Below are 24,704 nucleotides of genomic sequence, written 5' to 3'. Positions count from 1 at the left end.
TAAAAACTTTCTACAACAAAAAACCCCTAAGCCGTTAGCTTAGGGGTTTTCGTAGAATCTTACGATTCTGAATATGGTCCCGAGGGTCGGACTCGAACCGACACGTCATCTCTGACAGCGGATTTTGAGTCCGCCGCGTCTACCAATTTCACCACCTCGGGAGAGGAAGTATGTTTGTGTTGCGTATATTAGCGCGTTTGTAAAACTTGTCAAACCCTAAGTGAATATTATCGTTCACTTTTAGATCATTTAAACATTTTTCATGATTTAGGTCAGAAGCACAGCCATAAAAAAGCGAAAAAGTTTATACTAGGCCCAATTTTTGTGGTGTTTTTCCTAAATATGCAACTGTCTGACTTTTCCTTTGAATTACCTGATGAACTCATTGCCCGTTACCCTCTCGAATCACGTAGTGCTTCGCGGTTGTTGCACTTAGATTCAAAGGGTCAATATCACGATCACATGTTCACAGACATTATCGATCTGTTCGAAGAAGGTGATTTGTTGGTGCTTAATGACACCAAGGTTATGAAAGCTCGACTAAAAGGAAAACGCTCTACAGGCGGTGCAATTGAGATTTTGGTTGAGCGCATGCTGAACCACACCACAGCGTATTGTCATATCAAATCTAGCAACTCACCTAAAGCAGGTGCCGAGCTTTTTGTTGGTGCAGATAATATTCCTGTGATTGTACGTGGCCGTCACGAAAACTTATTTGTGGTTGAGTTTTCACAGCACATCTTGCCTGTACTTGAGCAATATGGTCAGTTACCTATTCCGCCTTACTTTAATCGTGAAGCAGAAGAAATTGACACTGAACGCTATCAAACTGTTTTCCATAATCCTGAAAAAATTGCCAGTGTGGCCGCACCTACTGCGAGCTTGCACTTTGACGAAGAGTTACTAGCAAAGTTAGAGCAAAAAAATGTTCAAAAATCTTTTGTGACTTTACACGTCGGTGCTGGCACATTTATGCCTGTTCGTACTGATGACATTACCAATCATGTCATGCATAGTGAATGGTGTGATGTTCCTCAAGAAACTATTGATCTAATTTTGGCGACTAAAGCACGTGGTAATAAAGTGATTGCCATTGGTACAACCGCGACACGTGCTTTAGAAAGTGCAGCTCAAGCTCATGGCGGTAAAATTGCAGCTTGGACTGGCGACACACAAATCTTTATCTATCCGGGTTATGAGTTCTGTATCGTAGATCGTTTAATTACTAACTTCCATTTACCTGAGTCTACCCTGCTCATGCTCGTTTCAGCATTGTCGAATCGAGACAATATTTTGACTGCTTATGAACATGCAGTTAAAGACCGCTATCGCTTCTTTAGTTATGGCGATGCAATGCTGATTGATAAATTAGAAGTTTAAAAATTAAAGCTGGGTTAAATTTTATAAGCCGATTTAAAGTTTAACCCAGCTGACCCACCTACAATTTCGACTAATAATAAAATTTATGAAACTGCTTTTCCAAAAAATTCAAAGTGCTTTTGACAATCAAAATACACATAACAAAATTACTTTAAGAAATATTGAGGCATTAAGAAATTTACTTAATCAGCAATTACCACCTGATATTCTTGTTTATTCATTAAAAAATTGGACAGGCACCCAACAACTTGATATTCGAAATTATATTTTTTGGAATGCTACAATTTTCGCCTTAATTTGTATGACATTAGGCTTTTTAATCTCGATTTACTTCTTCCCTTTTGCCATTCTTGCGATCTTTTATGGTTTTTATCATAGGGCATCGACGGCCGAACTGATTTGCCTACTTCAAGATATCCAAATTTATTATTATGCACATAAATATAATTTCAGATTTGCAACTGAAGATAACCTACCTAAAGAAGGAACATCCGCTTCAGACTTTCCTTTGTTTAAGTTAGGCAATCAAGAAAATTCAGTTTTAACTGCAATACACGGCAAGTGGCAAGTAAGAGAAACAATTCATCCATATAAAATCTTTAGATACCATTATATCAATCGAGAGATGGCCTATAATTCAAAAGGTAAATGGGAACTAAAAGATGTTAGCTATAATTTATACGGCGTCATTTTAGAGAATTTTCCAGTTCGCGGAGTCAGTATTTCAAGTAAACAGAAAAAGGCTTGTCGCTTAGGAGTAGCTTGGGAATCAAGTGATATCCGTTTTAATCAAAAATACCAACAAAGCGGAATGAATGAGTTGGATTTAGTAAAATTTCTAAGCCCAGACCGTTTGTTATTATTAGAAAAAATGTTGGAAGATTTTCCAGGGGATTTTTATGTACACCCTGAAACATCTGCATTATGTTGGCTCTGTAATGTAAACCTTTTACGGCAACAAAGCTTATATGGCGCTAGTGTACGCGAGCTTGCTGAATGCCTTGAAACACTTTCAATGCCAGAGTTTGAGCAATTTGCAAATAAATTGCAGCATTTCATTAATGAAACTCAAATGCCAAAACCACAAAAGTAATTATTTATTTAGAACTTATGTCTATTTATCTCATTCAATTTAAAAGATAATCTAAAAATAGTACTTTATGATAATGACCTCATTACTTCCATGCCAATTGATACCGTACAAGAAGCTCTGCATATAAGACGTAAGAAAAATACACAGGTTTTTCGCAATATTGCGCGACTTTGGGATGCTGGACAAAAGTCACAAACAGATCAAGAACTCTTAAATGCGTTACATCCATGGCGTGAAGATTCTAACCTTCGTTTTGTTAATGTATTGCCGTATTTGTTAGGTATTTGCAGTATTACGACTTTATTCTTTGGATACTTTTTTCATCCTCATATTCAATATATTTTGAGCCTCTTATGGGCATTTTTAACTGGTTTTCTGGCCTATTTGCTCTATGAACCGCAAAAACCTCTAAGCGAAGTCATTCACTATTTAGAAGAACGTATCACCACTTTACGTTATGGATTACGGTTTCAACAGTTACCGGCCTATCTTCCTATTCAATCTCAACCAATTTTAGTCTTAAGCAAATTAAAACAACACTTCCCACTGTTTAATCGGGGTAATGAATCTAATGAAATTACTCAGTTTGCTTCGACTACGTGGGATGATGGAATTACGGAACATCAAGTTCTGCTGTTCAAATATCACTATGTAAATAATTTACCCATTCTTCAAAATCAGGATAGTGATAAAAAAATAGTTAAAGAGATCCATAGAGATCTATGGGGCGCTTTTATATTTCAAATGCCTGCATTGGGTATTGCTGTAAGTAGCCAACGTTCTCGCTTTTTTGCACCTTACTTAACTGAATGGCAAAGCACTGACATTCAGATAAACCAAAAGCTCAATATTTTTGGTACTGCCCAACACCAATTAGCTAAAGAAGTTAGCCCAAGCATAACTTTAAAACTTCATGATTTTTTTCAACACTTTAAAGGTGATTTAATTTATCATCATGAAGAGCAAATTTTGTGTTATCTCGGTGAACAAGATCTTTTTCAGACCACCAGCAAGCAAAGTGAAATTCATAATGTTTCAACATTACGTGGACACTTGCGTACCATGAATATGCCGAAATATGAAAAATTTCAGCAATTAATGCTTAATTTAATTAAATAAATCTCTCGTAGCGCTGAACTGGCAACTTATCAAAAAATAAGAAGTTAAAAGGCTCAATGAGGGAATAAAAATAAGAGGAGTGAAAATGACAGGTTTATTTATTTTCTTGGGGATTTTCGTCGTACTGATTGTCTGGGGCGTTCACATCCGTAACACCATCGTACGTTACTTTAATGCGACTAAAAGAGCTTGGGCTGAAGTTGCCAATTTCGAGCGTCAAAAAGTAAAGACCTTGGAATCTCTCGAATCAACACTCAATCAATATACTCAATTTGAAAAATCGACATTAGAAAAGGTTACTCAATTACGTCAACAAATTCTTAATTTAAATGTGAATAACACTGATATTTCTCAGCTACAACAGATCGAGAAAATGAGCCAAGAGCTTATTCGAAGCTTAAACGTTGTTGTTGAAAATTATCCAGAGCTTAAAGCTGATTTGCTCTATAGCAAAATGATGGATGATATTCAGGAACAAAATGAAAATGTTGGTGCAGCAATTAGCATTTTTAACCGTAATGTCGAGCTGTTCAACAACCAGATTGAAGTATTCCCTAACAATCTCATTAACACTTTAACTTTATCCAAGAAAGCGATTCGCCCTTTTAGAGATAATCTCGTGAATGAGAATTTTGACTATAAACCTAATTTTTAATAGGAAGAAAATAGTCTCTAAACTATCGGAAATTTATCTATTTTATAACCAGCTACATTTAGTAGTAGAACTACGTCGCAGAATCAAGGAAAATAGCCCTCTTTTTAGCAGCGAACTGTTTCTTCGCCTCTGCTCGTGTTCAGGATTTTTAGATGAAGTTTGAAAAATTAGGTCAGTCGGGGCGCGCCCGTCGTGGTCGTTTAACTTTAGAACATGGTGTTGTTGAAACACCTGTTTTTATGCCAGTGGGGACTTACGGCACAGTCAAAGGCATGTTACCTCGTGACATCGAAGACATTCAGGCACAAATTATTTTAGGAAATACGTTCCATTTATATTTGCGTCCGGGTCTTGAAGTGATTAAAGAACACGGTGGTTTGCATGACTTTATTAAATGGAATAAGCCAATTTTGACTGACTCTGGCGGTTTCCAGGTTTTTAGTCTTGGCGCAATGCGCAAAATCAAAGAGGAAGGTGTTACTTTCCGCTCACCGATTGATGGTTCAAAAGTATTTTTATCACCTGAAATTTCTATGGAAATTCAGCAGGTCTTGAACTCTGACATCGTTATGATTTTTGATGAGTGTACGCCTTACCCCGCAACACATGAAGAAGCTCAAAAATCATTGCAGCTTTCTTTACGCTGGGCAAAACGTTGTAAAACCCATCATCATGATGAGCTCAAAAATCACAATGCGTTATTTGGCATTATTCAAGGTGGCATGTATGAAGACTTACGCGATGAGTCTTTAAATGGTCTTTTAGAAATCGGCTTTGACGGTTATGCAATTGGCGGTTTATCTGTAGGTGAACCTAAAGAAGAGATGATCAAAGTTTTAGATTATCTACCGAATAAAATGCCGCATGACAAACCGCGTTATTTGATGGGCGTTGGTAAACCAGAAGATATCGTTGAAGCGGTGCGCCGCGGTGTCGATATGTTTGACTGTGTAATGCCGACTCGTAATGCGCGAAACGGTCATTATTTTGTCACTGATGGTCTGGTACGTATTCGTAATAGTAAATATCGCCATGACCAGAGCCCGCTCGATCCACATTGCGATTGCTACACTTGTAAGAACTTCACCCGTGCTTATCTATTCCACCTTGAAAAATGTGGAGAAATGTTAGCGTCTATGCTCGGTACTATTCATAACTTACGTTATTACCAACGTTTAACTGAAGGTATGCGTGATGCATTAGACAATGGCACATTTGATGAATTTGTTCAGGACTTTTATGCCCGTCGTGGTTTAGAAGTTCCACCATGTCCGGTTGATGAATAAGTCAGATTTGCGCTCAACCTCAAGACAAGGTAAATTGCAAAACGAATTAGGATTATGTCAGTTATCTGACTCAAATTTTTAACTTTAGGAAATCAAAATGAGCTTTTTAATTTCTGCTGCTCATGCAGCACCGGCAGCTGGCCCAACTAATGGTATTTTGCCAAACATCTTGATGATTGTCGTATTCGTTGCAATCTTTTATTTCTTAATTTGGCGCCCTCAAGCAAAACGTGCTAAAGAACACCGTTCTTTAATCGAGAGCTTAGGTGTTGGTAGTGAAGTTGTTTTTGCTGGCGGTTTAATGGGCAAAGTAACCAAAATTGAAGGTGACTATGCAGTTGTTGAACTTAGCCGTGGTGTAGAAGTAAAAATTCAGCGTGCCAGCGTAATTTCAGTATTACCTGAAGGCACTCTAAATAACCTTTAATCATAAAACAGTCGTGCTTTAGCACGGCTTTTTCATTTAAGAAGAAAGCGAATGCGTTACCCTGCATGGAAATATTTACTGATTCTGGTTGTTCTGGTAATCAGTACATTATACGCACTGCCTAGTCTATATCCGGATGAGCCCGCTGTTCAAATTTCCGGTGCCAAAGCTGGTACCCAAATTGATCAAAGTGTGGTGAAAAAAGCAGAGCAAATTTTAAAAACAGCAAATATTGCGAGCCATGACAATACTTTTACAAATAATGCTGCCCTATTGCGTGTCAGTTCATCTGAAGCGCAGTTAAAGGCAAAAGAAGTATTACGTCGTGACTTAGGTGATGAATATGTTGTCGCCCTAAACCTTGCACCAACCACACCGGAATGGCTGCAAAAGATTGGGGCAAAACCAATGAAACTTGGTTTGGACTTACGTGGTGGTGTCCACTTCTTGCTTGAAGTAGATATGGACAAAGCCGTTGCCCAACGTATGGAAACCTCTGCCACCGATTTGCGTCGTCAGTTCCGTGAAAACAAGATCAAATTTAACAGTCTTGCATTAACAAATAATGTGATCACTGTTCAATTTGCTGACAATGCTGACCGTGATGCAGCAATGGATTTTTTACGTCGTAATGGGAATGAATATACCCAACAGGCATTAGCAAGCTCTACAGGTTCTACTTTAAAGCTTACTTATACCGATGTACGTCGCCAAGAAATTCAGTCATATGCGGTAAATCAGAACTTAACAACATTACGTAATCGTATTAACGAACTTGGTGTTGCAGAAGCATTGGTACAAAGTCAGGGTAGCAACCGTATTGTTGTTGAATTACCGGGTGTACAAGATACAGCTGAAGCTAAACGTGTTTTAGGGCGTACTGCGAACCTCGAATTCCGTTTAGTTTCTGACTTAAATGATCAATATATCGATCCATATACGGGTAAATATAATGGTCAACCTTTACCTCCGGGTACAGAAGTATTTGCTTATGAGTCTTTAGATAGCGGCCGTCAACTCTTGTTGCAACGTAACCGAATCTTGACTGGTGAGCGTGTTCAAAATGCAAGCTCTGGCTTTAGTCAGGACTCTGGCGGTGCCGAAGTAAATATCACGCTCGACAGCGCTGGCGGTAAGCTAATGTCCGATGCAACCCGTAATGCAGTTGGTAAACGCATGGCGGTATTGTTCATTGAGAACAAGCAAAAAATTAACTATGTCACAGATCCAAAAACTGGTGCACAAACAGAAGTTCGTACGCCATACACTGAGTCTGTAGTCATTAACGCTGCAACAGTTCAAGCTGTTTTAGGTTCGACTTTCCGTATTACCGGTTTAAGTTCTCCTCAAGAAGCATCTGAACTTGCATTAATGCTTCGTGCTGGTGCTTTGGCTGCGCCAATGTACTTTGTTGAAGAGCGTGTAGTAGGTCCAAGCCTTGGTCAAGAAAACATTGATAAAGGTGTATTGTCTACTCAAATCGGCTTCTTGCTCGTTGCAATCTGGATGGTGGTCTTCTTCCGTCTATTCGGTTTAATCGCGAACTTTGCTCTTGTGTTTAACTTGGCAATGATTTTAACCGTAATGTCATGGATTGGAGCTTCTCTCACCTTACCGGGTATTGCCGGTATCGTTATTACCATTGGTATGGCGGTCGATGCCAACGTATTGATATGTGAGCGTATCCGAGAAGAAATGCTCTGGGGGGCCTCACCTAAACAGGCCATTGTGGCCGGTTATGATCGAGCCTATAACACCATTTTTGACTCGAATTTAACCACGTTCCTTGTTGCATTCATTTTGTTTGCAATTGGTACAGGCCCAATCAAAGGTTTCGCCGTGACATTAATGATCGGTATTATTTGTTCGATGTTTACTGCAATTACAGTAACTCGTGCAATCGTACAAATCATTTATGGCAAACGTCGTAATTTGAAAAAGTTGAGCATTTAAGGAGATCGATGATGACTAAAGTGACTCAACAAGATTCAAAACAATATGGTCGTCCGGATGATGCAAAAATCATCCCATTTATGAAGATTGCTAAACCTGCAGCAATCTTCTCGATCCTTATTACTTTGGCGAGTATTTTCTTTATTGCGACTAAAGGTCTTAACCTCGGTTTGGACTTTACCGGTGGTGTTTCAGCTGAGCTTAACTATGCTCAACCAGCCAATCAATCTGAAGTTATTCAGGCACTCGATAAAGCTGGTTTTAAAGATGCTGTAGTACAAACTTTAGGTAGTAATAAAGACTTACTTGTGCGCATGCCAGTACAAGAAGTTAAGGTTGAAGACCTTAATAATGCGATTACTAAAGCAGTGCAGTTGCCAAATAATGCTGCCGAAGTTCATAAAGTGGACTCTGTTGGTGGTCAAGTTGGTAACGAACTCTATGTTCGTTCTGCTGGTGCAGTTGCACTTGCACTTATCTTAATGTTGATCTACGTAACCATCCGCTTTGAGTTTAAACTCGCGATGGGTGCGGTAATGTCTTTATTCCACGACATCATCATTATTATTGGTGCTTTTGCATTATTCCAATGGCCATTTGACCTTACAGTGTTAGCTGCGGTACTTGCTGTTATTGGTTTCTCGCTTAACGATAACATTGTAGTGTCAGACCGTATCCGTGAAAATTTCCGTAAAATTCGCGGTGCGACTCCTCGTGAAATCGTTGATATTGCGTTAACTGAGACTTTACGTCGTACTATTCATACATCAATGACGTTATTGCTGGTTGTTCTAGCGATGATGTTCTTAGGTGGTGATGGCTTACACTGGTTCTCTGTGGCAATGTTTGTTGGTGTATTTGTTGGTACTTATTCTTCGATTTATATCGGTACTGCATTTGCATTATGGCGTGGTCTTAACCGCCAAGACTTCATCGTTCAGGTTAAACCTGAATTTGAGGATGAAATTCCTTAAGCTGTCTAAATTAAGACAAATAAAAAAACCGCGATTCATTCGCGGTTTTTTTATTTGATTCAAAAATTATTTATTTACGGCGCAGGGCATCCGAAATTGCTTCAACCAATTGTTGAGAAATTTCTTGCTTAGATGCTTTCTCTAACTCACGCTTTTTCATGTGATAGCTTTCAGCAAAGAAAACTGTCATCGCATTCTCATCAGAAGCAAACCCAATATCAGCACGTGATACATCGTTGCAGGCAATCATGTCTAGTTTTTTTGCAACAAGTTTTCCTGCCGCATATTCTTCAACATTTTGTGTTTCGGCAGCAAAGCCCACCATAAATGGACGTTTTTCCTGACCTGCGATTGTCGCCACGATATCTGGATTTTTGACAAGGGAAACATTCAACTCATCCCCTGCTTTCTTAATTTTATGCTCAGCAACTTCTGCTACGCGATAGTCTGCGACTGCCGCAGTCGCAATAAAAATATCGCAGCCTGTTTCTAGTGAACTCATACTGACGTCAAGCATTTGTCGTGCTGAGGCAACATTTACACGTTGAACACCATTTGGCGTATCTAAACTTACAGGTCCAGCAATCAGAGTCACTTGCGCGCCAGCAGCATAACAAGCAGCAGCTAAAGCGAAGCCCATTTTTCCAGTACTATGGTTTGAGATATAACGGACAGGGTCAATCGCTTCACGTGTTGGTCCAGCAGTAATAACCACTCGTTTACCTGCCAACAGTCCAAATTTCTCAGCGATAGCACGTTGAGCTTGATGGAAATAGCCAGCGACTTGGCGAGCAATTTCTTCTGGCTCAGGCATACGTCCTAAGCCGACATCACCACAAGCCTGCTCACCCGCATCCGGCATGATCACATGTACGCCATCTTCGACTAAGGTTTGCAAATTACGTTGTGTAGCTTTAGCAGCCCACATTTGCTGGTTCATCGCCGGAGCTACCCAGACAGGAGATTTTGTTGCCAAAAAAACTGTACTGAGTAAATCATCTGCCAAACCATTCGCAAATTTAGCCAATGTGTCACAGCTTGCTGGTGCGACTAGTAATAAATCAGCCCAACGTGCTAATTCAATATGTCCCATACCCGCTTCAGCCGCAGGGTCTAGAAGTTCAGTATGAACAGGATTACCAGAAAGAGCCTGAAAAGTTAATGGTGTAATAAATGCCTGAGCACCATGTGTCATCACTACTCGCACGTCAAAGCCATAATCTTTGAGGCGGCGGACTAAGATGGCACTTTTATAGGCAGCAATTCCGCCAGTAACAGCTAAAACAATGTTTTTATGAGGAATAACGCTTAGATCAAAGCTCACGAACAGGATACCTTTCTGTTGCAGTGGCGCTCACAATAGCATTAAATACGCGCAGACCCAAGATTGATTGGGCAAACAAAATAAAATTTTAAGCGAATAATGCTGGGGAATATGAATACTTCTATTAAAAATTGGCCTGAACAAGAACGGCCAAGAGAACGGTTATTACAACAAGGTCCACAAAGTTTATCAGATGCTGAGCTACTCGCGATTTTTCTTCGCTCAGGTTCACGGCAATATTCAGCAGTCGAGTTATCTCGTTTACTCATTCAGCACTTCGGTAATCTTAATGCCGTGTTTGATGCCTCATTTAGTGAGTTAACTCAATTTAATGGCATTGGGGCAACGAAATATTCACAATTACTGGCAGTAAAAGAACTTGGACGGCGTTATCTCGATCATCATTTCCAGACAAATAATCTCAGCCTTCATTCATCAGATTTAGTTTTGGATTATCTGCGCTATGAATTAAAAGGCGAAAAACAAGAGGTCTTTGCGGTTTTGTGTCTAGATCCTGAATTAAGAAAGCTTCATTTTAAAAAGCTATTCTTTGGTTCAGTTCAGCATTGCGCAGTTTCGGTCAATCAAACCCTACGCTACGCCTTACAGCAACATGCTTGTCAGCTCGTTATTGCACATAATCATCCCTTTGGTTCAGCGCAGCCGTCTTCCGAAGATATTGCCTTAACTCAGCAACTTGAACAGGCTTGTCAGCTTGTCGAAATTCGTCTGCTTGACCATTTTATTATCTCACCAGAAGGGAGCTTTTCCTTTGCTGAACAACAACTGCTCAACCCAGCAACAATATCAGTTCAATGATATTGACAAAGTACTACTAAGCCTAGAAGATCAAAACAAAAATAGCGACGTTTAAAATAAAATGATTGTTCGGGAACAGCCTAGTATTTTCAAAGTTTTATTCTCTTGGCGAGGCACAATTTTACCCAAAATTTTGCCATCCCTAGGCGTTGTGATGCTGATCTCGGCAATCATTGGTGGAGTCGAATACATCAATCTTTATCGCTTTCCAGAGATTCCTTTGGTTGGCTTCACGCTCATTGGTGTCGTACTTTCTATTTTTTTAGGATTTAAAAATACTGCGTGTTATGACCGTTGGTGGGAAGCTCGAAAATTATGGGGCGTTCTCATTGCAACTTCGCGCCATTTTGACCGTGACTGCCGTATTTTAACTCAAGCTCGCCGTGAGCGCGTTATTCAACATGTGATTGTTTTTGCTAATGTATTGCGTGACCGTTTACGTCGTCAGACGGCGAACCCAACTGAGTTAATACAAACCAGTGGTATGAGTCAGCAAGCACTCACTCAACTCTACCAACAAAATAATGCTCCTCAGTACACGCTCAGTCTCATTCACTGGGAATTGTTGCAGGCACTTAAAGAAGGTGAAATTTCTGACATCATTTATGCACAAATGAATAAGAATGTTGCCGACTTAAGCGTCGTACAAACTGGCTGTGACCGAATTGCCAATACACCTATTCCATTTGCTTATTCAGTTTTACTTAACCGCACAGTCTATTTTTTCTGTTTTATGTTGCCGTTTAGTCTGGGTTCATTGCTTGGATTAGCAACACCTTTACTCGTCGGAATTTTGGCATACACATTTTTGGGTCTGGATGCTCTAAGCTCTGAAATTGAAGAGCCTTTTGGTACCCAAAGTAATGATTTACCGCTAGATGCAATGGTACGTAGTATCGAGATTGAGTTATTAGGGACTCTAGGTAAACCAACACCTCCTCCAATTCAAGCTCAAGATAACAACTTACTCTGAGCTCGATTAAAGAAAACGTTCCCAAATCCCATGCTGCTTATCAGTGGGTTTAGGCGTATTTCCTAGTTTAATCCATGGCATATTTTCACCATGAAAATCACTGCCAATTGAAACTGCCAACTGATATTGTTCAATCATTCGATCAATCATCTGGCGAGTAGATAGAGGTTCCATTGGTGGAGGTAACTCAATTGCGTCTCCACCTGAAGTCGCGAATAATTCAATTAAATAACGAACATTAGTTGCAGATAAATCATAACGGGTCGGGTGTGCTAATACTGCGAAGCCTTTACTTTGATGAATCACATCAATGGTTTCTTTTAAGCTTAGTCCTTCAAACTTTACAAAAGCACGTTTTCCTTCTTTTAAGAAACGATCAAATGCTTGTTGAGGACGAGTCACGACATTTTTCTCGACCAATGTTTTAGCAATGTGAGTTCTTGTTACCCTATCCGGCTGATTTTCTACTTTGGCAAGAACATCATCATAAATCTGAAAGCCAATACATTTTTCTAATAGCTCACAAATCACTTTAGCTCTTTGCGCCCTAATTCTTTTTTGTTGTTCTAATGCTTCTAAAATTGGTGCTTCATCTTGCATATTTAAAGCAACAATATGTACACCATAACTCTTTTTAGTGGTTGGGCGCGACCACTGACTAGAAATCTCTGTACCAGAAATAATATTTAAATCATAGCCTTGTGCAGCAATTTTTGCACGCTGCAACCCATCCATTGTATCGTGGTCAGTCAAAGCCAACGTATGCAAGTTCACATCAATAGCAGCTTGCACCAGTAATTCCGGAGACAAAGTTCCATCAGAAATATTGCTATGTGTATGTAAATCTATGCCTTGCATCTTTTATACTATGCCATTCGCCAAACCTGATCAGATACTCTAACATGAAAGCACTTCTGGACTTTGTTCCATTAATTATTTTCTTCTATTTATATAAAACAGTTGATCCAACTGACACCCAGCATCCTTTACTGAAACTGATCGGGTCTGCTGGTGGTGCCGATAATAATAATATTCTTGTAGCGACGACTGGCTTAATTATTTCAATGCTTGTGGTATATGGTGCCCTATTCGTTTTCCAAAAATTCCGTCTTGATAAACAACAGTGGTTTGTATTGTTTATGACTGTCATTTTTGGTGGCATCACCCTCATGTTAAGTGACGATTTCTATATTCGTCTTAAAGCTGCGATTTTAAATTTAGTTTTCGCAGGCGCATTCTTGATTTCGCCTTGGTTTGGTAAAGATCGTAAACCACTCATTCAACGCTTATTTGACCCGATTTTAGATTTGAGTGAAAAAGGTTGGAAAAATCTCAATTTCGCTTGGGCAGCGATGTTTGTCGTGATGTCTTGTCTACATGTTTTCTTCGCATTTTTATTTCACGGTGGAAAATATTGGGGCGAATTTACTGCATTTGGTGACATGATCGTGATGTTTTCATTTATCATTATTCAGTTCATTATTTTACGTAAACATTTTAAGTCACCAGACGCTTAAAATGCTTCCTGATTAATTATAGAGATACGATTACATGCCTTTTTTTGTTCTAAGCTGTACCGATAACGAAGGAACTTTAGAAAAACGCTTGGCAGTACGCCCTCAGCATATCGAACGCTTACAAAAACTCGATGATGAAGGCCGCCTTGTTACAGCGGGTGCTATGCCAAAAGATCCTAATGATCCGCAAGCAGGCTTCTATGGTAGCACCATGATTGTTGAATTCGACAGTCGCGAAGCATTAGATGAATGGTTAAAAGAAGAGCCATTTCTTAAGGAAGGCATTTATGCTCACGTTGATGTAAAACCGTTTAATAAAGCATTTCCAAAAGGGTAATCGCATGCAGCTTGCAATCAAAAGCTTTCTTGGCTTGTGTTTGATATGTTCAACTGCTGGAGCAGTTGAACCTGCTGCGACACCAGCAATTCCTTCTCCAAGTGCGCCTTCAACTCAAGCCGCTAAACCAGCTCCAACATCGGCAACTGGAGTCAAAACAGCACCAACTGCAGCACAACCACTTACAGCAGAACAGCTCGCAAAGAATAAGCAACAGCAAGACGCAAAAATCAAAGCCTTAGTTCAAGATCAAGCATCTCGCTTAAAACAGCTAGAACATGCCAACCTTGAAGCATTGGCTCAGAACCAAGAGTTACAGTTAAAAAATGATAATCTCTCTGTTCAGGTTCAAGTCTTACAAAGTGAACGAAGTGCACAAATGTTTTTATATGGCGCTGTTACCTTAGCAGGTGGCGTATTACTAGGTTTCTTTATTGCTAGTTATATTCATACAAAACGTCGACGCCAGTGGTAATACCAAGCGATCTATTAAACTCAATGAACGTATCAAACCGTATCCAAACAGCAGAGCTGGACTGGGAATTCGTCGATGGTATCGAGATTCCCATTTCTAAACAATTTGGTGATGTCTACTTCTCTAAAGATAATGGCCTACTTGAAACACGACATGTTTTTCTAAATGGTAATGACTTATCAGAACGATTAGCCAATTTAAAAGATTTTGAATATTTCAGTGTAGGAGAAACCGGTTTTGGTACGGGTTTAAATATTCTTGCACTCTGGCAACTTTGGCAGGAAGTCCGTCCTAATAATCAAAGCCATTTACATGCAATTAGCGTGGAAAAATTTCCATTAAGTAAAGCTGATCTTATTCGCGCTTTAAATGTCTGGGATGAACTTAAACCGCTTGCAGAGCAGCTAATTGAACAATATCCCCTGCCTATTGCCGGATGTCATCGTTTAACTTTCCCTAAAGAACGTTTTAGCATCGATCTCTGGCTTGGAGATGCGCAAGAAATTTTTCCAAGCATGGTTAAAACTAAAGCTGTAAATGCCTGGTTTTTAGATGGCTTTGCACCGTCTTGTAACCCAGACATGTGGGAACAAAATGTTTTAAACAATATTGTCCGTCTTTCAGGTTATGGCACTACATTTGCCTCTTTTAGTGTTGCTGGCATTTTAAAACGTGGACTAAAAACACATGGTATCGATATTTCTCGTCCACGTGGTTTTGGCCATAAACGAGAAATGCTCAAAGCAGTCTGGAAGCTGCCTGAATCTGATCAGGGTTCCACAGAATTAGGACAAACTCACGCATTGGCTACAGAGCAACAGCATATTGCGATTATAGGGGCTGGTGTAGCAGGTTTAAGCACGGCGTGTGCATTTGCAGCACGTGGACACCAAGTGACCTTATACGAGCAAACCAATCCGTTATCAGGCGCGTCTGGAAACCCTTTGGCATTACTTAATCCGAAACTATGCCCAATTGAACAAAGTCATGAACATCTCATGACCTTAAGTTGGCAACATGCTTTAAATTTTTATAAAAATTTTAATGCATTCCGCCCACTTCAAATCCAGCAAATTGCATTAAAAAATGCAGATGAACTTCTTGATTTGGTAAATCAGTATCCAGCTCAAGTTGTTACCAACTCAGCGAACTCACTTGAAACTGATTATTCAAACATATTACTAACTGAGGCTGGCTCTGTCTCACCACATCAATTACGTGATGAAATTTTGCAGCATCCATGTATCAATCTCAAAATTGCTCATGTCACAGCACTTATTTCTTCTGAAAATAAAGTTCAATTGCAAACCAATAATGAAATTATTGCAGAAGCAGACCATGTTGTTGTGTGCTGCGCTCGAGAAAGTGCTGCTTTATTTGACAGCTATCCACAGTTAAAACCAATACGTGGACAAGTCAGCTGGGTTGATAATACATTTGCTCCTCTACCTTTAAATGAAGCGTATAGCTATGGCGGCTATTGCATGCAACTTGATGCTTCACAAATGATTTTAGGTGCGTCTTTCTACCCAAATCGTGAAGATCAAGATGTACTGCCCGAAGACCATGTGCATAACTTTGAATTAATCCACAGTGTATTCCCTGAATATGCTGAAAAGTTACCATTACCTTCGACATGGCAAGGCCGTGCATCTATACGGGCTCAAAGCTTGGATTATTTTCCTCTGGTTGGAAAAATGCAGGACAATAGCCGAATTGCTACTTTTGCTGGGCTTGGCTCTAAAGGCTTCTTATTTGCACCCCTGTGCAGTGAAATCTTAGTTGCTCAAATATTAGGAGAAGCTTGCCCGGTACCGGACCGCCTATTACAAAAATTGAATCCTCAACGGTTTCAAAAGAAAGTGAAACCTAAAAAGCCTTATTTTAAACCGCAATAATTCACTTCAATAAAAAAGCACCCGAAGGTGCTTTTTTTTATGCGCCCTGCTCTAGAGGCAAGCCGGCATCACGAGCTGCACGTGTCCCGCCCATCAGCACGACATATTCACGCGAGGCATCCAATCCTTCTAGTTTCTCAGCTGCACGAGGAGCTTTGCTACCACCACCACATAAAATATAAATCGGCTGACCCGCAGAGACCTGGTTCAAAATATCAGCATTCAAATCATTAATTGGGCGATTCACCGCACCTTTAACATGCCCTTCTGCATAAGCATTAGTATCACGGACATCCCAGATAACAGCATTTTCTGGGAACTCAAATGTTGTAATTTCTTGTTTACGGATCATTGTGCACTCCTTTGATGTAAACAACACTTGGCAAATGAAGAAAACCCTCTTAGCATCTCAAATATTCTTTCCCTTTGTAAAGGTCTAAACTATGCCTTCTTTCGATATTGTCTCTGAATTAGAGTTATTTGAAGTTAATCATGCTGTACAAAACACACAAAAAGAGATTGCCACACGCTTTGACTTTCGTGGTCACGATGTTTCTATCGAATTAAATGAAAAAAATAAAGAAATCAAAATCAGTACCGAAAGTGATTTCCAGTGTGAACAAGTTTATAACATGTTAGAAAATCATTTTTATAAACGTAAAATTGATGTTCAAGCACTTGATCCACAAAAAGCCTCTGCTTCAGGCAAAAATTTTGTACAAGTCATTAAACTTAAAGACGGTCTTGACTCTGATACTGCAAAAAAAATTAATAAAGCCATTAAAGAAAGTGGCGTTAAAGTGCAATCTTCTATTCAAGGCGACAAAATTCGTGTGACTGATAAAAAGCGTGACACCTTACAACAAGTCATGACTTTTTTACGTGAACAACAATTCGGTGTGCCATTACAGTTTAATAACTTTAAAGATTAATATCTTGTCGGCCATTTAAAGCTAAGGTAATCCCATGTCTCAATCCAACCGTCTATCAAAACTGGTAAAAGCAACTTCAAAATTCCCTAAAGGCATTCGGAGCACGCTTTGGAGCAAGGCGTTTGGTCGTATCGTGCCAATGGTGGGTACAGCAAATATCCGCTATCTAGAAGTAGACTCAAACCACGTTACTGTCCGTTTAGATAACCAAAAAAATATGCAGAATCATATTAAAGGCGTCCACGCTGCGGCTATGGCTCTTTTAGCAGAAACTGCAACAGGTTTTCTAACCGGTTTACATATTCCCGATAATCGAATTTTATTAATCAAATCATTACATGTAGATTATTTAAAAGTGGTTGAAGGCGGTTTGACTGCTACAGCAACATTGTCTGCTGAACAACAAAAGTTTATTGCAGATAATGAGAAAGGTGAACTTGTGATTCCTGTTACTGTGATTGATGATACAGGCAATGAACCAATTCAATGCCAAATGCTCTGGGCATGGTTACCTAAACGTAAGAAATAGTAACTAATCTAAAGTATTTTTAGACGGTTATTTACCTCAAGATATAAAACTAATATTTTGTATCTTGAGGTTAAAAATGAAAAAAATATTAATTCTTTCCTCTTTATTTACCAGTTTAATATTTACAACTATAAGTTCTCACGCGACTGAACCCAGCATTAAAACCAGTAAAGTAACTTCGGCTAAATCAGAAGCTATTGATAAAGTAAGTGCTCAAAACAAAAGAATAGTGACCGACTTTTATGAAGGTGTCTTTTTAAAACATAAAGTCAAAGAATATGCAGATCGCTATATTGGTCAACAATACATTCAGCACAATCCTAATGTGCCAGATGGTAAAGCACCTTTCGTTAATTTCTTTACTGAAAAATTCCAAAAGAATCCTCAAGCTAAAAATGAGATTAAACGTGCGATTGCTGAAGGTAATCTTGTCGTTTTACATGTTCATTCCACTGAAAACGCAAAAGATCGAGGAAGAGCGATTGTTGATATATTCCGTGTTGAAAATGGAAAAATCGTAGAGCATTGGGATGTGATACAAAATATTCCTGAGCAAAGCAAAAATACAAATACGATGTTTTAATTTCTAAAAACTAGTTTTTCTTTTGAATAAAAATTAAAGCCTGAATACTAATATTCAGGCTTTCTGATTCTTATTGAGTTTCCAAAAACTTTTGTTTCGCTTCTTCAGGTATTTGACGCTTATTACCTTTTACATCTACTGCTACAAAGGTAAAGACTCCTTCAGTAATGCGTATTGGTTCACGAGAGTCATCATGACTATCCCAAACTTCAATTTGCATCTGAATAGAAGTATTTCCAACTTTTAAGATCTTGGTATAGCAGCTAATGACAAAGCCAACTTTTACCGGAACCAAAAAGGTCATTTGATTAATAGAAATCGTAGCACAGCGACCACGACTGAAACGTTCTGCGTGAATTGCTCCAGCCAAGTCCATTTGTGACACAATCCATCCACCAAATACATCACCACTCCAGTTTGTATCTGCTGGCATGGCAATCGTTTGTAAGGATAAAATTCCTTCTGGTTTGGTATAAGCTTCTGACCCCTTAGCTCCCGAAATTCGTTTGAAGTTGTTGATCGAGCCACTGTTGCAATTCAGGCGCACGTAATGCACCGCTAATACGCGCGACCTCTGTCGTTTTATTCATTAAGACAAGTGTCGGAATACTTCTCACATGAAAAGCTTGGCTCAAGCGAGGAGATTCTTCGGTATCAATCTTGGCAAAGATAACGCCTGGATTCTGTTTTGCGACCTGCGCAAAATGTGGAGCCATCATTTTACAAGGTCCACACCATTCTGCCCATAAGTCTATAAGAATAGGTAGATCACTATTCGTGATGTAGTTACTAAAATTTTGCTCATTTAGCTCAATAGGTGCAAGCGGTAGTAATGGCTGATGACATTGCCCACAGCTTGGTTGCTCTGGAAGTTTTTCTTCCGGAACTCGGTTTTTAGCACCACACGATGCACATACAATAATCATTTACATCACTCCTATATGCTGATGTAAAAATTCTAATTGGGTTGTCACTGCTTTTTCAAACCATGAACCGTGATAGATATCAAAATGTTTCATATCCCATTCATGATAACTCACAAAAGGCGCAATATTTGTCGCAGCTTCACGGCTTGACTCAATAGGAATAAGTGAATCTTTTTGAGCAGCAATAAATAAAACAGGAATATTAATCTGGCGCACAACTTGGATTGGACGGTAGCGCATCAGATTAAAAAAGACACGAGCAGGAACTTCCCCACTCCAATAATAATCAGGATTTACAATCGATAAATAGCCATAATAACTATCAGCCGTAGGCATAAAGCATAGGTTATGTTGATCAACAACAGGTAACCTCTTTGGGTTAAGCCCCATCTTTGATCCCATATAATCCTGACTCGATAGCTTTAATGCTTGGGGATAGCGCTGCAAAGGATAGAGCTTGGCAGTTTCAGCACCATCTACATAGGGAATTTGTACTAAAACTGCTTGAATATTCTTTAACTCAGAAGCTAGGCTTAGCGCATATCCCCCACTTAAAGAAGTTCCCCAAAGCACAATCCTTCGGTTATCTACGAGTTTACAAGTCGAAGCATACTGAATCACTGTCTTCCAATCTTCTAATTGTGAATTGATGGAGACCATTTCTCTAGGCTTGCCAGTACTGCCACCCCAATATCTGTAATCGAATAAAATAACAGCGTAACCTGCTTGAGCAAATCGCTGGGCATACTGAATAAGTTTAAATTGACGCAATCCGGCAAAACCATGCGCCATGATAATTACCGCAGATTTATTATTTGTTTTTGGAATATAAAAGTCAGCTGCGATCATTTCCTGATCACATGGAACATATAAAGGCTCAACCGTATAAGCGTGCATATGTGCTCCGTGGCATTATGGTCGAAGTAATGAATTTACAAAAAACATCCTGATCGCCTTTTAAAAATCTAGAGCTGTTCTATGACATAAGTTTTATCTATGTAGGAACAACGTTTTAGTGTCTTGTATCTCAGGTTAAGCTTAATGCTATGATACAGCATAAGAGGTTTTGTTAAATTTTGGAGTGACGAAATGTCAGATAATGTTGGTTTCGCAGGTCAAATTGGTCCAGAACACGTTGGCCAAGTTGTAGAAAAAGGATTTAAATCTATTATTAATAACCGACCAGATATGGAAGGCGGCCCAGAACAACCTACAAGCGCTCAGATTGAAGAAGCAGCACGTCAAGTAGGCTTAGACTATGTTTATCAACCTGTTGTAGCTGGACAAATTACTGAACTAGATGTACGTACTTTTGCTAATCATTATAATGAATTGCCAAAACCTGTGCTGATGTTCTGCCGCACAGGAAACCGTTCAAACAACCTATATCAATTAGCAAAACAAATGGATTTATTAGACGATTAAGTTTAAGAAATTAATTCTCTTTAAAACCCTATTTTCTTTTTTAAAGTAGGGTTTTGATAAATTATTTTGCATATCTCTGCACGAACTCAACAGAACTAAAAATAATATTAATTTAGAGTATTTATATCTTTTGATTCATTTATTAATTTTCTATGAATAAATTTATTTTCGTTCTTTTAAGCTGTTTAATCGTTAGCGCATGCTCCTCAATGCAAGTAAAACCTACTGTCGGGGTAACGATGGGTACACGCATTTAATCAGTTACCCTGCCTATAAATATCATGAGCAACCTCATGAAATATATGTTATTTTATAAACCTAAAAAATTATTTTAAATAACTTATCATTTTAATGGGGATAATCATGAAACTTACTCAAGGAGTATGTGGAGTTACTTTGGCTGCTTTTTTGACAGCTTGTGGTGGGGGTGGCAATGATGGCTACTATAATCAAAATTCAAATTCTGGTTCTACAACAACACCAACCACTCCATCACCAGATCAGGAGTTAGCGACCTCAGTTTTAAATAATGTAAAACAAGAAGGTAAATATCTATTTGGTGCTTATGCTCTTAACGACGAAAAGTTATCAAAAGGTTATATTGATCATGCACTAGATACCTTCGCTCAAGGACCACTTAAGTTAACCTTAGACATTCGAAAAGTAGATCTTACTAAGTACTCCGACCACTATCGAGATAAATGTTTTATCAAGAGTACTACAGACTACCGCGCCTGCTATGTATTTAAAGGGGAAGAAATAAAAACTTTACTCACTGGATATAATGATTGGGATTTTGATATTACAGCAGACGACTTGAAGAACATTAAACTGGCAAACGACAATATATCTCCGAACTTACAGGACTATCAATCAAATACCAGAATTTATATTTTTGAAAATGAAAATAATGATAAAAACTTTCAAGATGTAACTATTACAGGTGCGTTTGCTTATCCTTTCCAACAGTCATGGGGACTTGAACAAACCAAGCAAAAAAGATTCGTATTAATTAATGCTGCCACAAGTGATTATAAAATTACGACAACCGCTCTAGTTCAAGATCCAGAGACTGGCCAACCAACTGAAAAAGAAGTAACCACGGGTGCAATGAGTGTCTATAAAGATAATACATCAATTGATGGTGATCTCTATATAGTTCAAGGTGGTTCTGGTTTCAACGTACTCATTAATGACAATCCTAATGTCCCTTTTGCAGAGCCAATTTCATTTGTTGTGAACTCAACTCCTGGTAATACGAACAATGCGACGTATAAAGTAATGGCTAATAATCACCAAATATTGAGCCTACCAAGTATTACTAGCCTTGAAGGAAGCCGAGTTGAAAATGAATCACCAACAACGAATGCACAGAAATTTAATGGTAGTATTTATTTAGAAGGACAAAATATTTTTACTTTCAAACAAAGCTTGAATGGAACTACATTAGACTTTAAGCATGTTATTAATGGGATAAGCATTGAAGGTCAATCTATTAATCAAAATGGGACTGTTTCAACAACCCTAAAAACACCTTTTATGCAAAATTTTACATTTTAAAGCTAAATAATTAGGACAGAACCCTCTGTTTAAGAGGGTTTTTCTATATATTCTAAATATCTATTAAAATAGCTTAATGACAATGTTCGATATTATTATCATTGGCGCAGGTACTGCTGGTATTAGCGCATACAAAGAAGCCGTTAAACATACCAACAATATTTTAATTATAAATGATGGACCATGGGATACCACTTGTGCCCGTGTAGGCTGTATGCCAAGTAAAGTTCTCATCTCTACAGCAAACCGTATGTTTGACATTCAAAATGCTCAAGAGGTTGCTTTAGACGTATCTGCAAATATTAATACTGATCAAGTGATGCAGCATGTACAAACTTTACGTAACAGATTTACACAAGCAACTTTAAAAGATGTAGATCAATGGCCGACTGAGCATAAAATTTCTGGCAAAGCATATTTTATTGATGCACAAACTGTAGAAGTTAACGGAAAACGGTATAAATCAAAAAGTTTTATTCTGGCTGTTGGTTCAACTCCTAATTATGATCAAATTTGGAAGCAAGAATTAGGAAACCGGCTTATAACAACAGACCAAATATTTGAGTTAAAAACACTTCCTAAATCTATTGCTGTAATTGGTAGTGGTGTGATCGCTCTTGAGATCGCACAAGCTATGCATCGTCTAGGTGTAGAAACAACAATCTTCGCTCGCAGTAAACGAATTGGAATCCTAACTAGTTCTAGACTTCAACAGCTTGCTCAAAAAGAGCTAGGAAAAGAATTAACAATTCTATTCGAGACTTTACCGAGTGAAGTTAAATGCAGTCAGGAAAACGCTGTATTAACTTACCAATTTGATGAAACAGAGAAAACTCTCGAAGTTGAATATGTTTTAGCTGCAACCGGCCGTACAAGTTTAATTGATACTTTAAAACTAGAAAATATTGATAATTCATTCAAAGATATTAAGTTATTACCTGTAAATGCTAAAACTAAGCAGCTAGATACATATCCAATTTTTGTTGTCGGTGACGCTTACACCTCAACACCACTACAACATGAAGCAGCTCATGAAGGTAAAAAAGTTGTTTATAACTGCTTAAATTATCCGCAGGTAAACTCAGTTAAGACACTTACTCCATTAGGAATTGTCTTTAGTCATCCTGAAATGGCGATCGTAGGTCAAAGTTATAAGCAATTAAAAGATGAAGGTATAGATTTTATTACAGGCGAAGCCTCTTATGAACGACAAGGAAGAGCTATAGTTCTTGGAAAAAATAAAGGTGCAATTGAAGTTTATATAGAACGAAAAAGCCAAAAGCTTCTAGGTGCTGAGCTATTTACAGAAGCAACTGAACATATGGCCCATTTATTAAGCTGGATAATCGGTGAAGAATTAACGCTAAATGATATTCTAGAGAAACCCTTTTATCATCCGACTTTAGAAGAAGGTCTTCGCACTGCTCTAAAGCATGCGCGTAGACAACTGAAATAATCGATTTTAGAAGAGCTCTTTATTAATAAAAATTGGCTCTTCTCTACTTCACATTGCTTTAATTAATTCATTTGATGGGAAATAACCGCAACTAATGAAGCATTCTTTTCAGATGAACTAGTATATATCCATGTTTCTAAAGCCTTCCCATTTTTAGAAATAATATAATTTGTTGTGGTCAAATTCTTATCTTTATATACTTCTTTTTTATAAGTTAGGCCCGTAGATTGTGGAGGTAGCCAGCTTTCTAAATTCTTCTGAATTTCAGTTGAATTTCCTTTATTTATAAATAATGAACATACGCCATTATCGAGTTGAGTAATAACAAATTTTCCTTCAGAGGAACTTATCATCCATGCATGACCATTATAATCTTTTAAAAAATGTGCAGCATATTCATTAGGCATTTGGATAAATCCCATATTTTTTGCTTGTTTATTTATTAATTCAGGATTTCCTCTAGAACTTACACAAATATTTAAAAAGGCTTTTGTACTATACAAACTTTTCACAGTTTCATTAGCATATATACAACTACAACTCAGTGTTGTAGCCAATATAAAGGAAAATATTTTAAATTCTGAAAATTTCATTATTAATACTCTTGTTATCATTTTAAATAATGTGATTTATATCATAATTCATTCTAAAGTTAGTTGGGGATTTAGATTTTTTTATCGTAATAAAAAACACCCCCATTCATTAGAACGGGGGTGTTTAGAATAATGAGCTGGCGATGACTTACTCTCACATGGGTAACCCCACACTACCATCAGCGCTAAGAGGTTTCACTTCTGAGTTCGGGAAGGGATCAGGTGGTTCACTCTTGCTATGGTCGCCAGCACAACTGTTTATGGATACTTGCTTCGTTTTATTCACTGTGTGATACGTTGCGTTTTCCAAATCTTTACAGATGGGCTGATTGGTCTGATTTTCGTTGTTCATTTTAGCTAAGTGTTTAACTAAATCAAGTTGCTTTGCATATTTATGAATTGATTGATGCTTCATATACAACTGCTTGGGTGTTGTATAGTCAAGCCTCACGAGCAATTAGTATTGGTCA

The 24,704-nt window shown here is 38.4% G+C and carries 27 protein-coding genes, 1 tRNA gene and 1 rRNA gene; 20 read left to right on the top strand and 9 right to left on the bottom strand.

What is annotated here, in order from left to right:
- Positions 1–74: 74 nt before the first annotated feature.
- Positions 75–161: transfer RNA gene (locus tag J663_RS14625), tRNA-Leu, on the bottom strand.
- Between the two features lie 181 nt (positions 162–342).
- Here J663_RS14625 and queA point away from each other — a divergent pair.
- From queA to secF, 8 genes are all read left to right on the top strand, one after another.
- On the top strand, positions 343–1,380 hold the full coding sequence (gene queA / locus J663_RS14620) for a tRNA preQ1(34) S-adenosylmethionine ribosyltransferase-isomerase QueA (RefSeq protein ID WP_033850645.1): 1,038 nt from the start codon (positions 343–345) through the stop codon (positions 1,378–1,380).
- An 85-nt stretch (positions 1,381–1,465) separates the two neighbouring features.
- Entirely contained in the window at positions 1,466–2,473 is a 1,008-nt protein-coding gene (locus tag J663_RS14615; protein WP_033850643.1) for a hypothetical protein, read from the top strand.
- A 90-nt stretch (positions 2,474–2,563) separates the two neighbouring features.
- Positions 2,564–3,592, top strand: coding sequence for a hypothetical protein (locus J663_RS14610; RefSeq protein ID WP_033850641.1), 1,029 nt, complete (start codon positions 2,564–2,566; stop codon positions 3,590–3,592).
- An 85-nt stretch (positions 3,593–3,677) separates the two neighbouring features.
- On the top strand, positions 3,678–4,247 hold the full coding sequence (locus J663_RS14605; RefSeq protein WP_033850639.1) for a LemA family protein: 570 nt from the start codon (positions 3,678–3,680) through the stop codon (positions 4,245–4,247).
- Between the two features lie 152 nt (positions 4,248–4,399).
- On the top strand, positions 4,400–5,533 hold the full coding sequence (tgt, locus tag J663_RS14600; protein ID WP_002116306.1) for a tRNA guanosine(34) transglycosylase Tgt: 1,134 nt from the start codon (positions 4,400–4,402) through the stop codon (positions 5,531–5,533).
- A 97-nt stretch (positions 5,534–5,630) separates the two neighbouring features.
- Positions 5,631–5,960 (top strand): preprotein translocase subunit YajC, encoded by a 330-nt coding sequence (gene yajC, locus J663_RS14595; protein ID WP_002116168.1) that lies wholly within the window; start codon positions 5,631–5,633, stop codon positions 5,958–5,960.
- 51 nt (positions 5,961–6,011) lie between these two features.
- Positions 6,012–7,913 carry a protein translocase subunit SecD gene (secD, locus tag J663_RS14590; RefSeq protein WP_033850638.1) on the top strand — a complete coding sequence of 634 codons (1,902 nt, stop codon included), beginning with the start codon at positions 6,012–6,014 and terminating at the stop codon, positions 7,911–7,913.
- Positions 7,914–7,921: 8 nt separating this feature from the next.
- Positions 7,922–8,887, top strand: a complete 966-nt coding sequence (gene secF / locus J663_RS14585; RefSeq protein ID WP_014207646.1) for a protein translocase subunit SecF — start codon at positions 7,922–7,924, stop codon at positions 8,885–8,887.
- A 70-nt stretch (positions 8,888–8,957) separates the two neighbouring features.
- Here the strand turns inward: secF and coaBC are convergent, their stop codons facing one another.
- A complete protein-coding gene (coaBC, locus tag J663_RS14580) occupies positions 8,958–10,211 on the bottom strand; it encodes a bifunctional phosphopantothenoylcysteine decarboxylase/phosphopantothenate--cysteine ligase CoaBC (protein WP_002116235.1) in 1,254 nt (417 codons plus the stop codon).
- Between the two features lie 99 nt (positions 10,212–10,310).
- On the opposite strand from coaBC, the gene radC reads away from it, so the two are divergent.
- Positions 10,311–11,030 carry a RadC family protein gene (gene radC, locus J663_RS14575; RefSeq protein WP_079284363.1) on the top strand — a complete coding sequence of 240 codons (720 nt, stop codon included), beginning with the start codon at positions 10,311–10,313 and terminating at the stop codon, positions 11,028–11,030.
- A 61-nt stretch (positions 11,031–11,091) separates the two neighbouring features.
- Positions 11,092–12,003 (top strand): bestrophin family protein, encoded by a 912-nt coding sequence (locus tag J663_RS14570; protein ID WP_005064169.1) that lies wholly within the window; start codon positions 11,092–11,094, stop codon positions 12,001–12,003.
- Between the two features lie 6 nt (positions 12,004–12,009).
- Here J663_RS14570 and J663_RS14565 read toward each other — a convergent pair whose 3' ends face one another.
- Entirely contained in the window at positions 12,010–12,861 is an 852-nt protein-coding gene (locus J663_RS14565; RefSeq protein WP_033850635.1) for a PHP domain-containing protein, read from the bottom strand.
- A 44-nt stretch (positions 12,862–12,905) separates the two neighbouring features.
- On the opposite strand from J663_RS14565, the gene J663_RS14560 reads away from it, so the two are divergent.
- The 4 genes from J663_RS14560 to mnmC are packed head-to-tail and all read left to right on the top strand — an operon-like array spanning position 12,906 to position 16,230.
- On the top strand, positions 12,906–13,520 hold the full coding sequence (locus J663_RS14560) for a septation protein IspZ (RefSeq protein WP_033850634.1): 615 nt from the start codon (positions 12,906–12,908) through the stop codon (positions 13,518–13,520).
- Between the two features lie 34 nt (positions 13,521–13,554).
- Entirely contained in the window at positions 13,555–13,857 is a 303-nt protein-coding gene (locus tag J663_RS14555; protein WP_002116400.1) for a YciI family protein, read from the top strand.
- A gap of 4 nt (positions 13,858–13,861) precedes the next feature.
- Positions 13,862–14,332, top strand: a complete 471-nt coding sequence (locus J663_RS14550) for a hypothetical protein (RefSeq protein WP_033850631.1) — start codon at positions 13,862–13,864, stop codon at positions 14,330–14,332.
- 23 nt (positions 14,333–14,355) lie between these two features.
- Positions 14,356–16,230, top strand: coding sequence for an FAD-dependent 5-carboxymethylaminomethyl-2-thiouridine(34) oxidoreductase MnmC (gene mnmC / locus J663_RS14545; RefSeq protein WP_033850629.1), 1,875 nt, complete (start codon positions 14,356–14,358; stop codon positions 16,228–16,230).
- A gap of 37 nt (positions 16,231–16,267) precedes the next feature.
- Here mnmC and J663_RS14540 read toward each other — a convergent pair whose 3' ends face one another.
- The gene (locus tag J663_RS14540) at positions 16,268–16,582 is read right to left on the bottom strand and encodes a rhodanese-like domain-containing protein (RefSeq protein ID WP_002116171.1); all 315 of its coding nucleotides are present in this window, start codon (positions 16,580–16,582) and stop codon (positions 16,268–16,270) included.
- Positions 16,583–16,673: 91 nt separating this feature from the next.
- On the opposite strand from J663_RS14540, the gene J663_RS14535 reads away from it, so the two are divergent.
- From J663_RS14535 to J663_RS14525, 3 genes are all read left to right on the top strand, one after another.
- Positions 16,674–17,162, top strand: a complete 489-nt coding sequence (locus J663_RS14535; RefSeq protein ID WP_032055429.1) for a YajQ family cyclic di-GMP-binding protein — start codon at positions 16,674–16,676, stop codon at positions 17,160–17,162.
- Positions 17,163–17,196: 34 nt separating this feature from the next.
- Positions 17,197–17,691, top strand: coding sequence for a DUF4442 domain-containing protein (locus tag J663_RS14530; protein ID WP_033850627.1), 495 nt, complete (start codon positions 17,197–17,199; stop codon positions 17,689–17,691).
- Between the two features lie 76 nt (positions 17,692–17,767).
- Positions 17,768–18,274: an ester cyclase gene (locus J663_RS14525; protein WP_033850624.1), complete on the top strand. Its 507-nt coding sequence runs from the start codon at positions 17,768–17,770 to the stop codon at positions 18,272–18,274.
- Between the two features lie 70 nt (positions 18,275–18,344).
- Here J663_RS14525 and J663_RS14520 read toward each other — a convergent pair whose 3' ends face one another.
- From J663_RS14520 to J663_RS14510, 3 genes are read right to left on the bottom strand one after another with little or no spacing between them, the layout of a single operon-like run.
- Positions 18,345–18,707: an acyl-CoA thioesterase gene (locus tag J663_RS14520; RefSeq protein ID WP_050598828.1), complete on the bottom strand. Its 363-nt coding sequence runs from the start codon at positions 18,705–18,707 to the stop codon at positions 18,345–18,347.
- A 55-nt stretch (positions 18,708–18,762) separates the two neighbouring features.
- A complete protein-coding gene (gene trxC, locus J663_RS14515) occupies positions 18,763–19,200 on the bottom strand; it encodes a thioredoxin TrxC (protein ID WP_003655112.1) in 438 nt (145 codons plus the stop codon).
- The gene (locus J663_RS14510; RefSeq protein WP_005064153.1) at positions 19,201–20,097 is read right to left on the bottom strand and encodes an alpha/beta hydrolase; all 897 of its coding nucleotides are present in this window, start codon (positions 20,095–20,097) and stop codon (positions 19,201–19,203) included. It lies immediately after the preceding gene.
- A gap of 192 nt (positions 20,098–20,289) precedes the next feature.
- On the opposite strand from J663_RS14510, the gene J663_RS14505 reads away from it, so the two are divergent.
- The 3 genes from J663_RS14505 (at position 20,290) to J663_RS14495 (ending at position 23,641) form a co-directional block, all read left to right on the top strand.
- Positions 20,290–20,625 (top strand): TIGR01244 family sulfur transferase, encoded by a 336-nt coding sequence (locus tag J663_RS14505; RefSeq protein WP_002116083.1) that lies wholly within the window; start codon positions 20,290–20,292, stop codon positions 20,623–20,625.
- Between the two features lie 363 nt (positions 20,626–20,988).
- A complete protein-coding gene (locus tag J663_RS14500) occupies positions 20,989–22,185 on the top strand; it encodes a hypothetical protein (RefSeq protein ID WP_033850621.1) in 1,197 nt (398 codons plus the stop codon).
- Positions 22,186–22,267: 82 nt separating this feature from the next.
- Positions 22,268–23,641, top strand: a complete 1,374-nt coding sequence (locus J663_RS14495; RefSeq protein ID WP_032005590.1) for a dihydrolipoyl dehydrogenase — start codon at positions 22,268–22,270, stop codon at positions 23,639–23,641.
- A gap of 62 nt (positions 23,642–23,703) precedes the next feature.
- Here the strand turns inward: J663_RS14495 and J663_RS19765 are convergent, their stop codons facing one another.
- Together J663_RS19765 and rrf are read right to left on the bottom strand one after the other, a co-directional pair.
- The gene (locus J663_RS19765) at positions 23,704–24,234 is read right to left on the bottom strand and encodes an NMCC_0638 family (lipo)protein (RefSeq protein ID WP_033850616.1); all 531 of its coding nucleotides are present in this window, start codon (positions 24,232–24,234) and stop codon (positions 23,704–23,706) included.
- Positions 24,235–24,369: 135 nt separating this feature from the next.
- Positions 24,370–24,484: ribosomal RNA gene (rrf, locus tag J663_RS14485) — 5S ribosomal RNA — on the bottom strand.
- Positions 24,485–24,704: the final 220 nt, after the last annotated feature.

It is taken from the genome of Acinetobacter sp. 826659 (assembly GCF_000588515.1).
Taxonomy (GTDB): Bacteria; Pseudomonadota; Gammaproteobacteria; order Pseudomonadales; family Moraxellaceae; genus Acinetobacter; species Acinetobacter pittii.
This window is presented reverse-complemented; position numbering and strand designations above follow the sequence as displayed.

Bases quoted from the DNA above. Each gene is read 5' to 3' on its own strand.
- queA (WP_033850645.1), top strand. From the start codon at position 343: ATGCAACTGTCTGACTTTTCCTTTGAATTACCTGATGAACTCATTGCC.
- J663_RS14605 (WP_033850639.1), top strand. From the start codon at position 3,678: ATGACAGGTTTATTTATTTTCTTGGGGATTTTCGTCGTACTGATTGTC.
- J663_RS19765 (WP_033850616.1), bottom strand. From the start codon at position 24,234: ATGAAATTTTCAGAATTTAAAATATTTTCCTTTATATTGGCTACAACA.
- J663_RS14540 (WP_002116171.1), bottom strand. From the start codon at position 16,582: ATGATCCGTAAACAAGAAATTACAACATTTGAGTTCCCAGAAAATGCT.
- radC (WP_079284363.1), top strand. From the start codon at position 10,311: ATGCTGGGGAATATGAATACTTCTATTAAAAATTGGCCTGAACAAGAA.
- J663_RS14555 (WP_002116400.1), top strand. From the start codon at position 13,555: ATGCCTTTTTTTGTTCTAAGCTGTACCGATAACGAAGGAACTTTAGAA.
- J663_RS14510 (WP_005064153.1), bottom strand. From the start codon at position 20,097: ATGCACGCTTATACGGTTGAGCCTTTATATGTTCCATGTGATCAGGAA.
- J663_RS14610 (WP_033850641.1), top strand. From the start codon at position 2,564: ATGCCAATTGATACCGTACAAGAAGCTCTGCATATAAGACGTAAGAAA.
- J663_RS14505 (WP_002116083.1), top strand. From the start codon at position 20,290: ATGTCAGATAATGTTGGTTTCGCAGGTCAAATTGGTCCAGAACACGTT.
- J663_RS14520 (WP_050598828.1), bottom strand. From the start codon at position 18,707: ATGCCAGCAGATACAAACTGGAGTGGTGATGTATTTGGTGGATGGATT.
- trxC (WP_003655112.1), bottom strand. From the start codon at position 19,200: ATGATTATTGTATGTGCATCGTGTGGTGCTAAAAACCGAGTTCCGGAA.
- J663_RS14530 (WP_033850627.1), top strand. From the start codon at position 17,197: ATGTCTCAATCCAACCGTCTATCAAAACTGGTAAAAGCAACTTCAAAA.
- secD (WP_033850638.1), top strand. From the start codon at position 6,012: ATGCGTTACCCTGCATGGAAATATTTACTGATTCTGGTTGTTCTGGTA.
- J663_RS14495 (WP_032005590.1), top strand. From the start codon at position 22,268: ATGTTCGATATTATTATCATTGGCGCAGGTACTGCTGGTATTAGCGCA.
- tgt (WP_002116306.1), top strand. From the start codon at position 4,400: ATGAAGTTTGAAAAATTAGGTCAGTCGGGGCGCGCCCGTCGTGGTCGT.
- J663_RS14615 (WP_033850643.1), top strand. From the start codon at position 1,466: ATGAAACTGCTTTTCCAAAAAATTCAAAGTGCTTTTGACAATCAAAAT.
- J663_RS14550 (WP_033850631.1), top strand. From the start codon at position 13,862: ATGCAGCTTGCAATCAAAAGCTTTCTTGGCTTGTGTTTGATATGTTCA.
- J663_RS14565 (WP_033850635.1), bottom strand. From the start codon at position 12,861: ATGCAAGGCATAGATTTACATACACATAGCAATATTTCTGATGGAACT.
- J663_RS14570 (WP_005064169.1), top strand. From the start codon at position 11,092: ATGATTGTTCGGGAACAGCCTAGTATTTTCAAAGTTTTATTCTCTTGG.
- yajC (WP_002116168.1), top strand. From the start codon at position 5,631: ATGAGCTTTTTAATTTCTGCTGCTCATGCAGCACCGGCAGCTGGCCCA.
- secF (WP_014207646.1), top strand. From the start codon at position 7,922: ATGATGACTAAAGTGACTCAACAAGATTCAAAACAATATGGTCGTCCG.
- J663_RS14560 (WP_033850634.1), top strand. From the start codon at position 12,906: ATGAAAGCACTTCTGGACTTTGTTCCATTAATTATTTTCTTCTATTTA.
- J663_RS14500 (WP_033850621.1), top strand. From the start codon at position 20,989: ATGAAACTTACTCAAGGAGTATGTGGAGTTACTTTGGCTGCTTTTTTG.
- mnmC (WP_033850629.1), top strand. From the start codon at position 14,356: ATGAACGTATCAAACCGTATCCAAACAGCAGAGCTGGACTGGGAATTC.
- J663_RS14535 (WP_032055429.1), top strand. From the start codon at position 16,674: ATGCCTTCTTTCGATATTGTCTCTGAATTAGAGTTATTTGAAGTTAAT.
- J663_RS14525 (WP_033850624.1), top strand. From the start codon at position 17,768: ATGAAAAAAATATTAATTCTTTCCTCTTTATTTACCAGTTTAATATTT.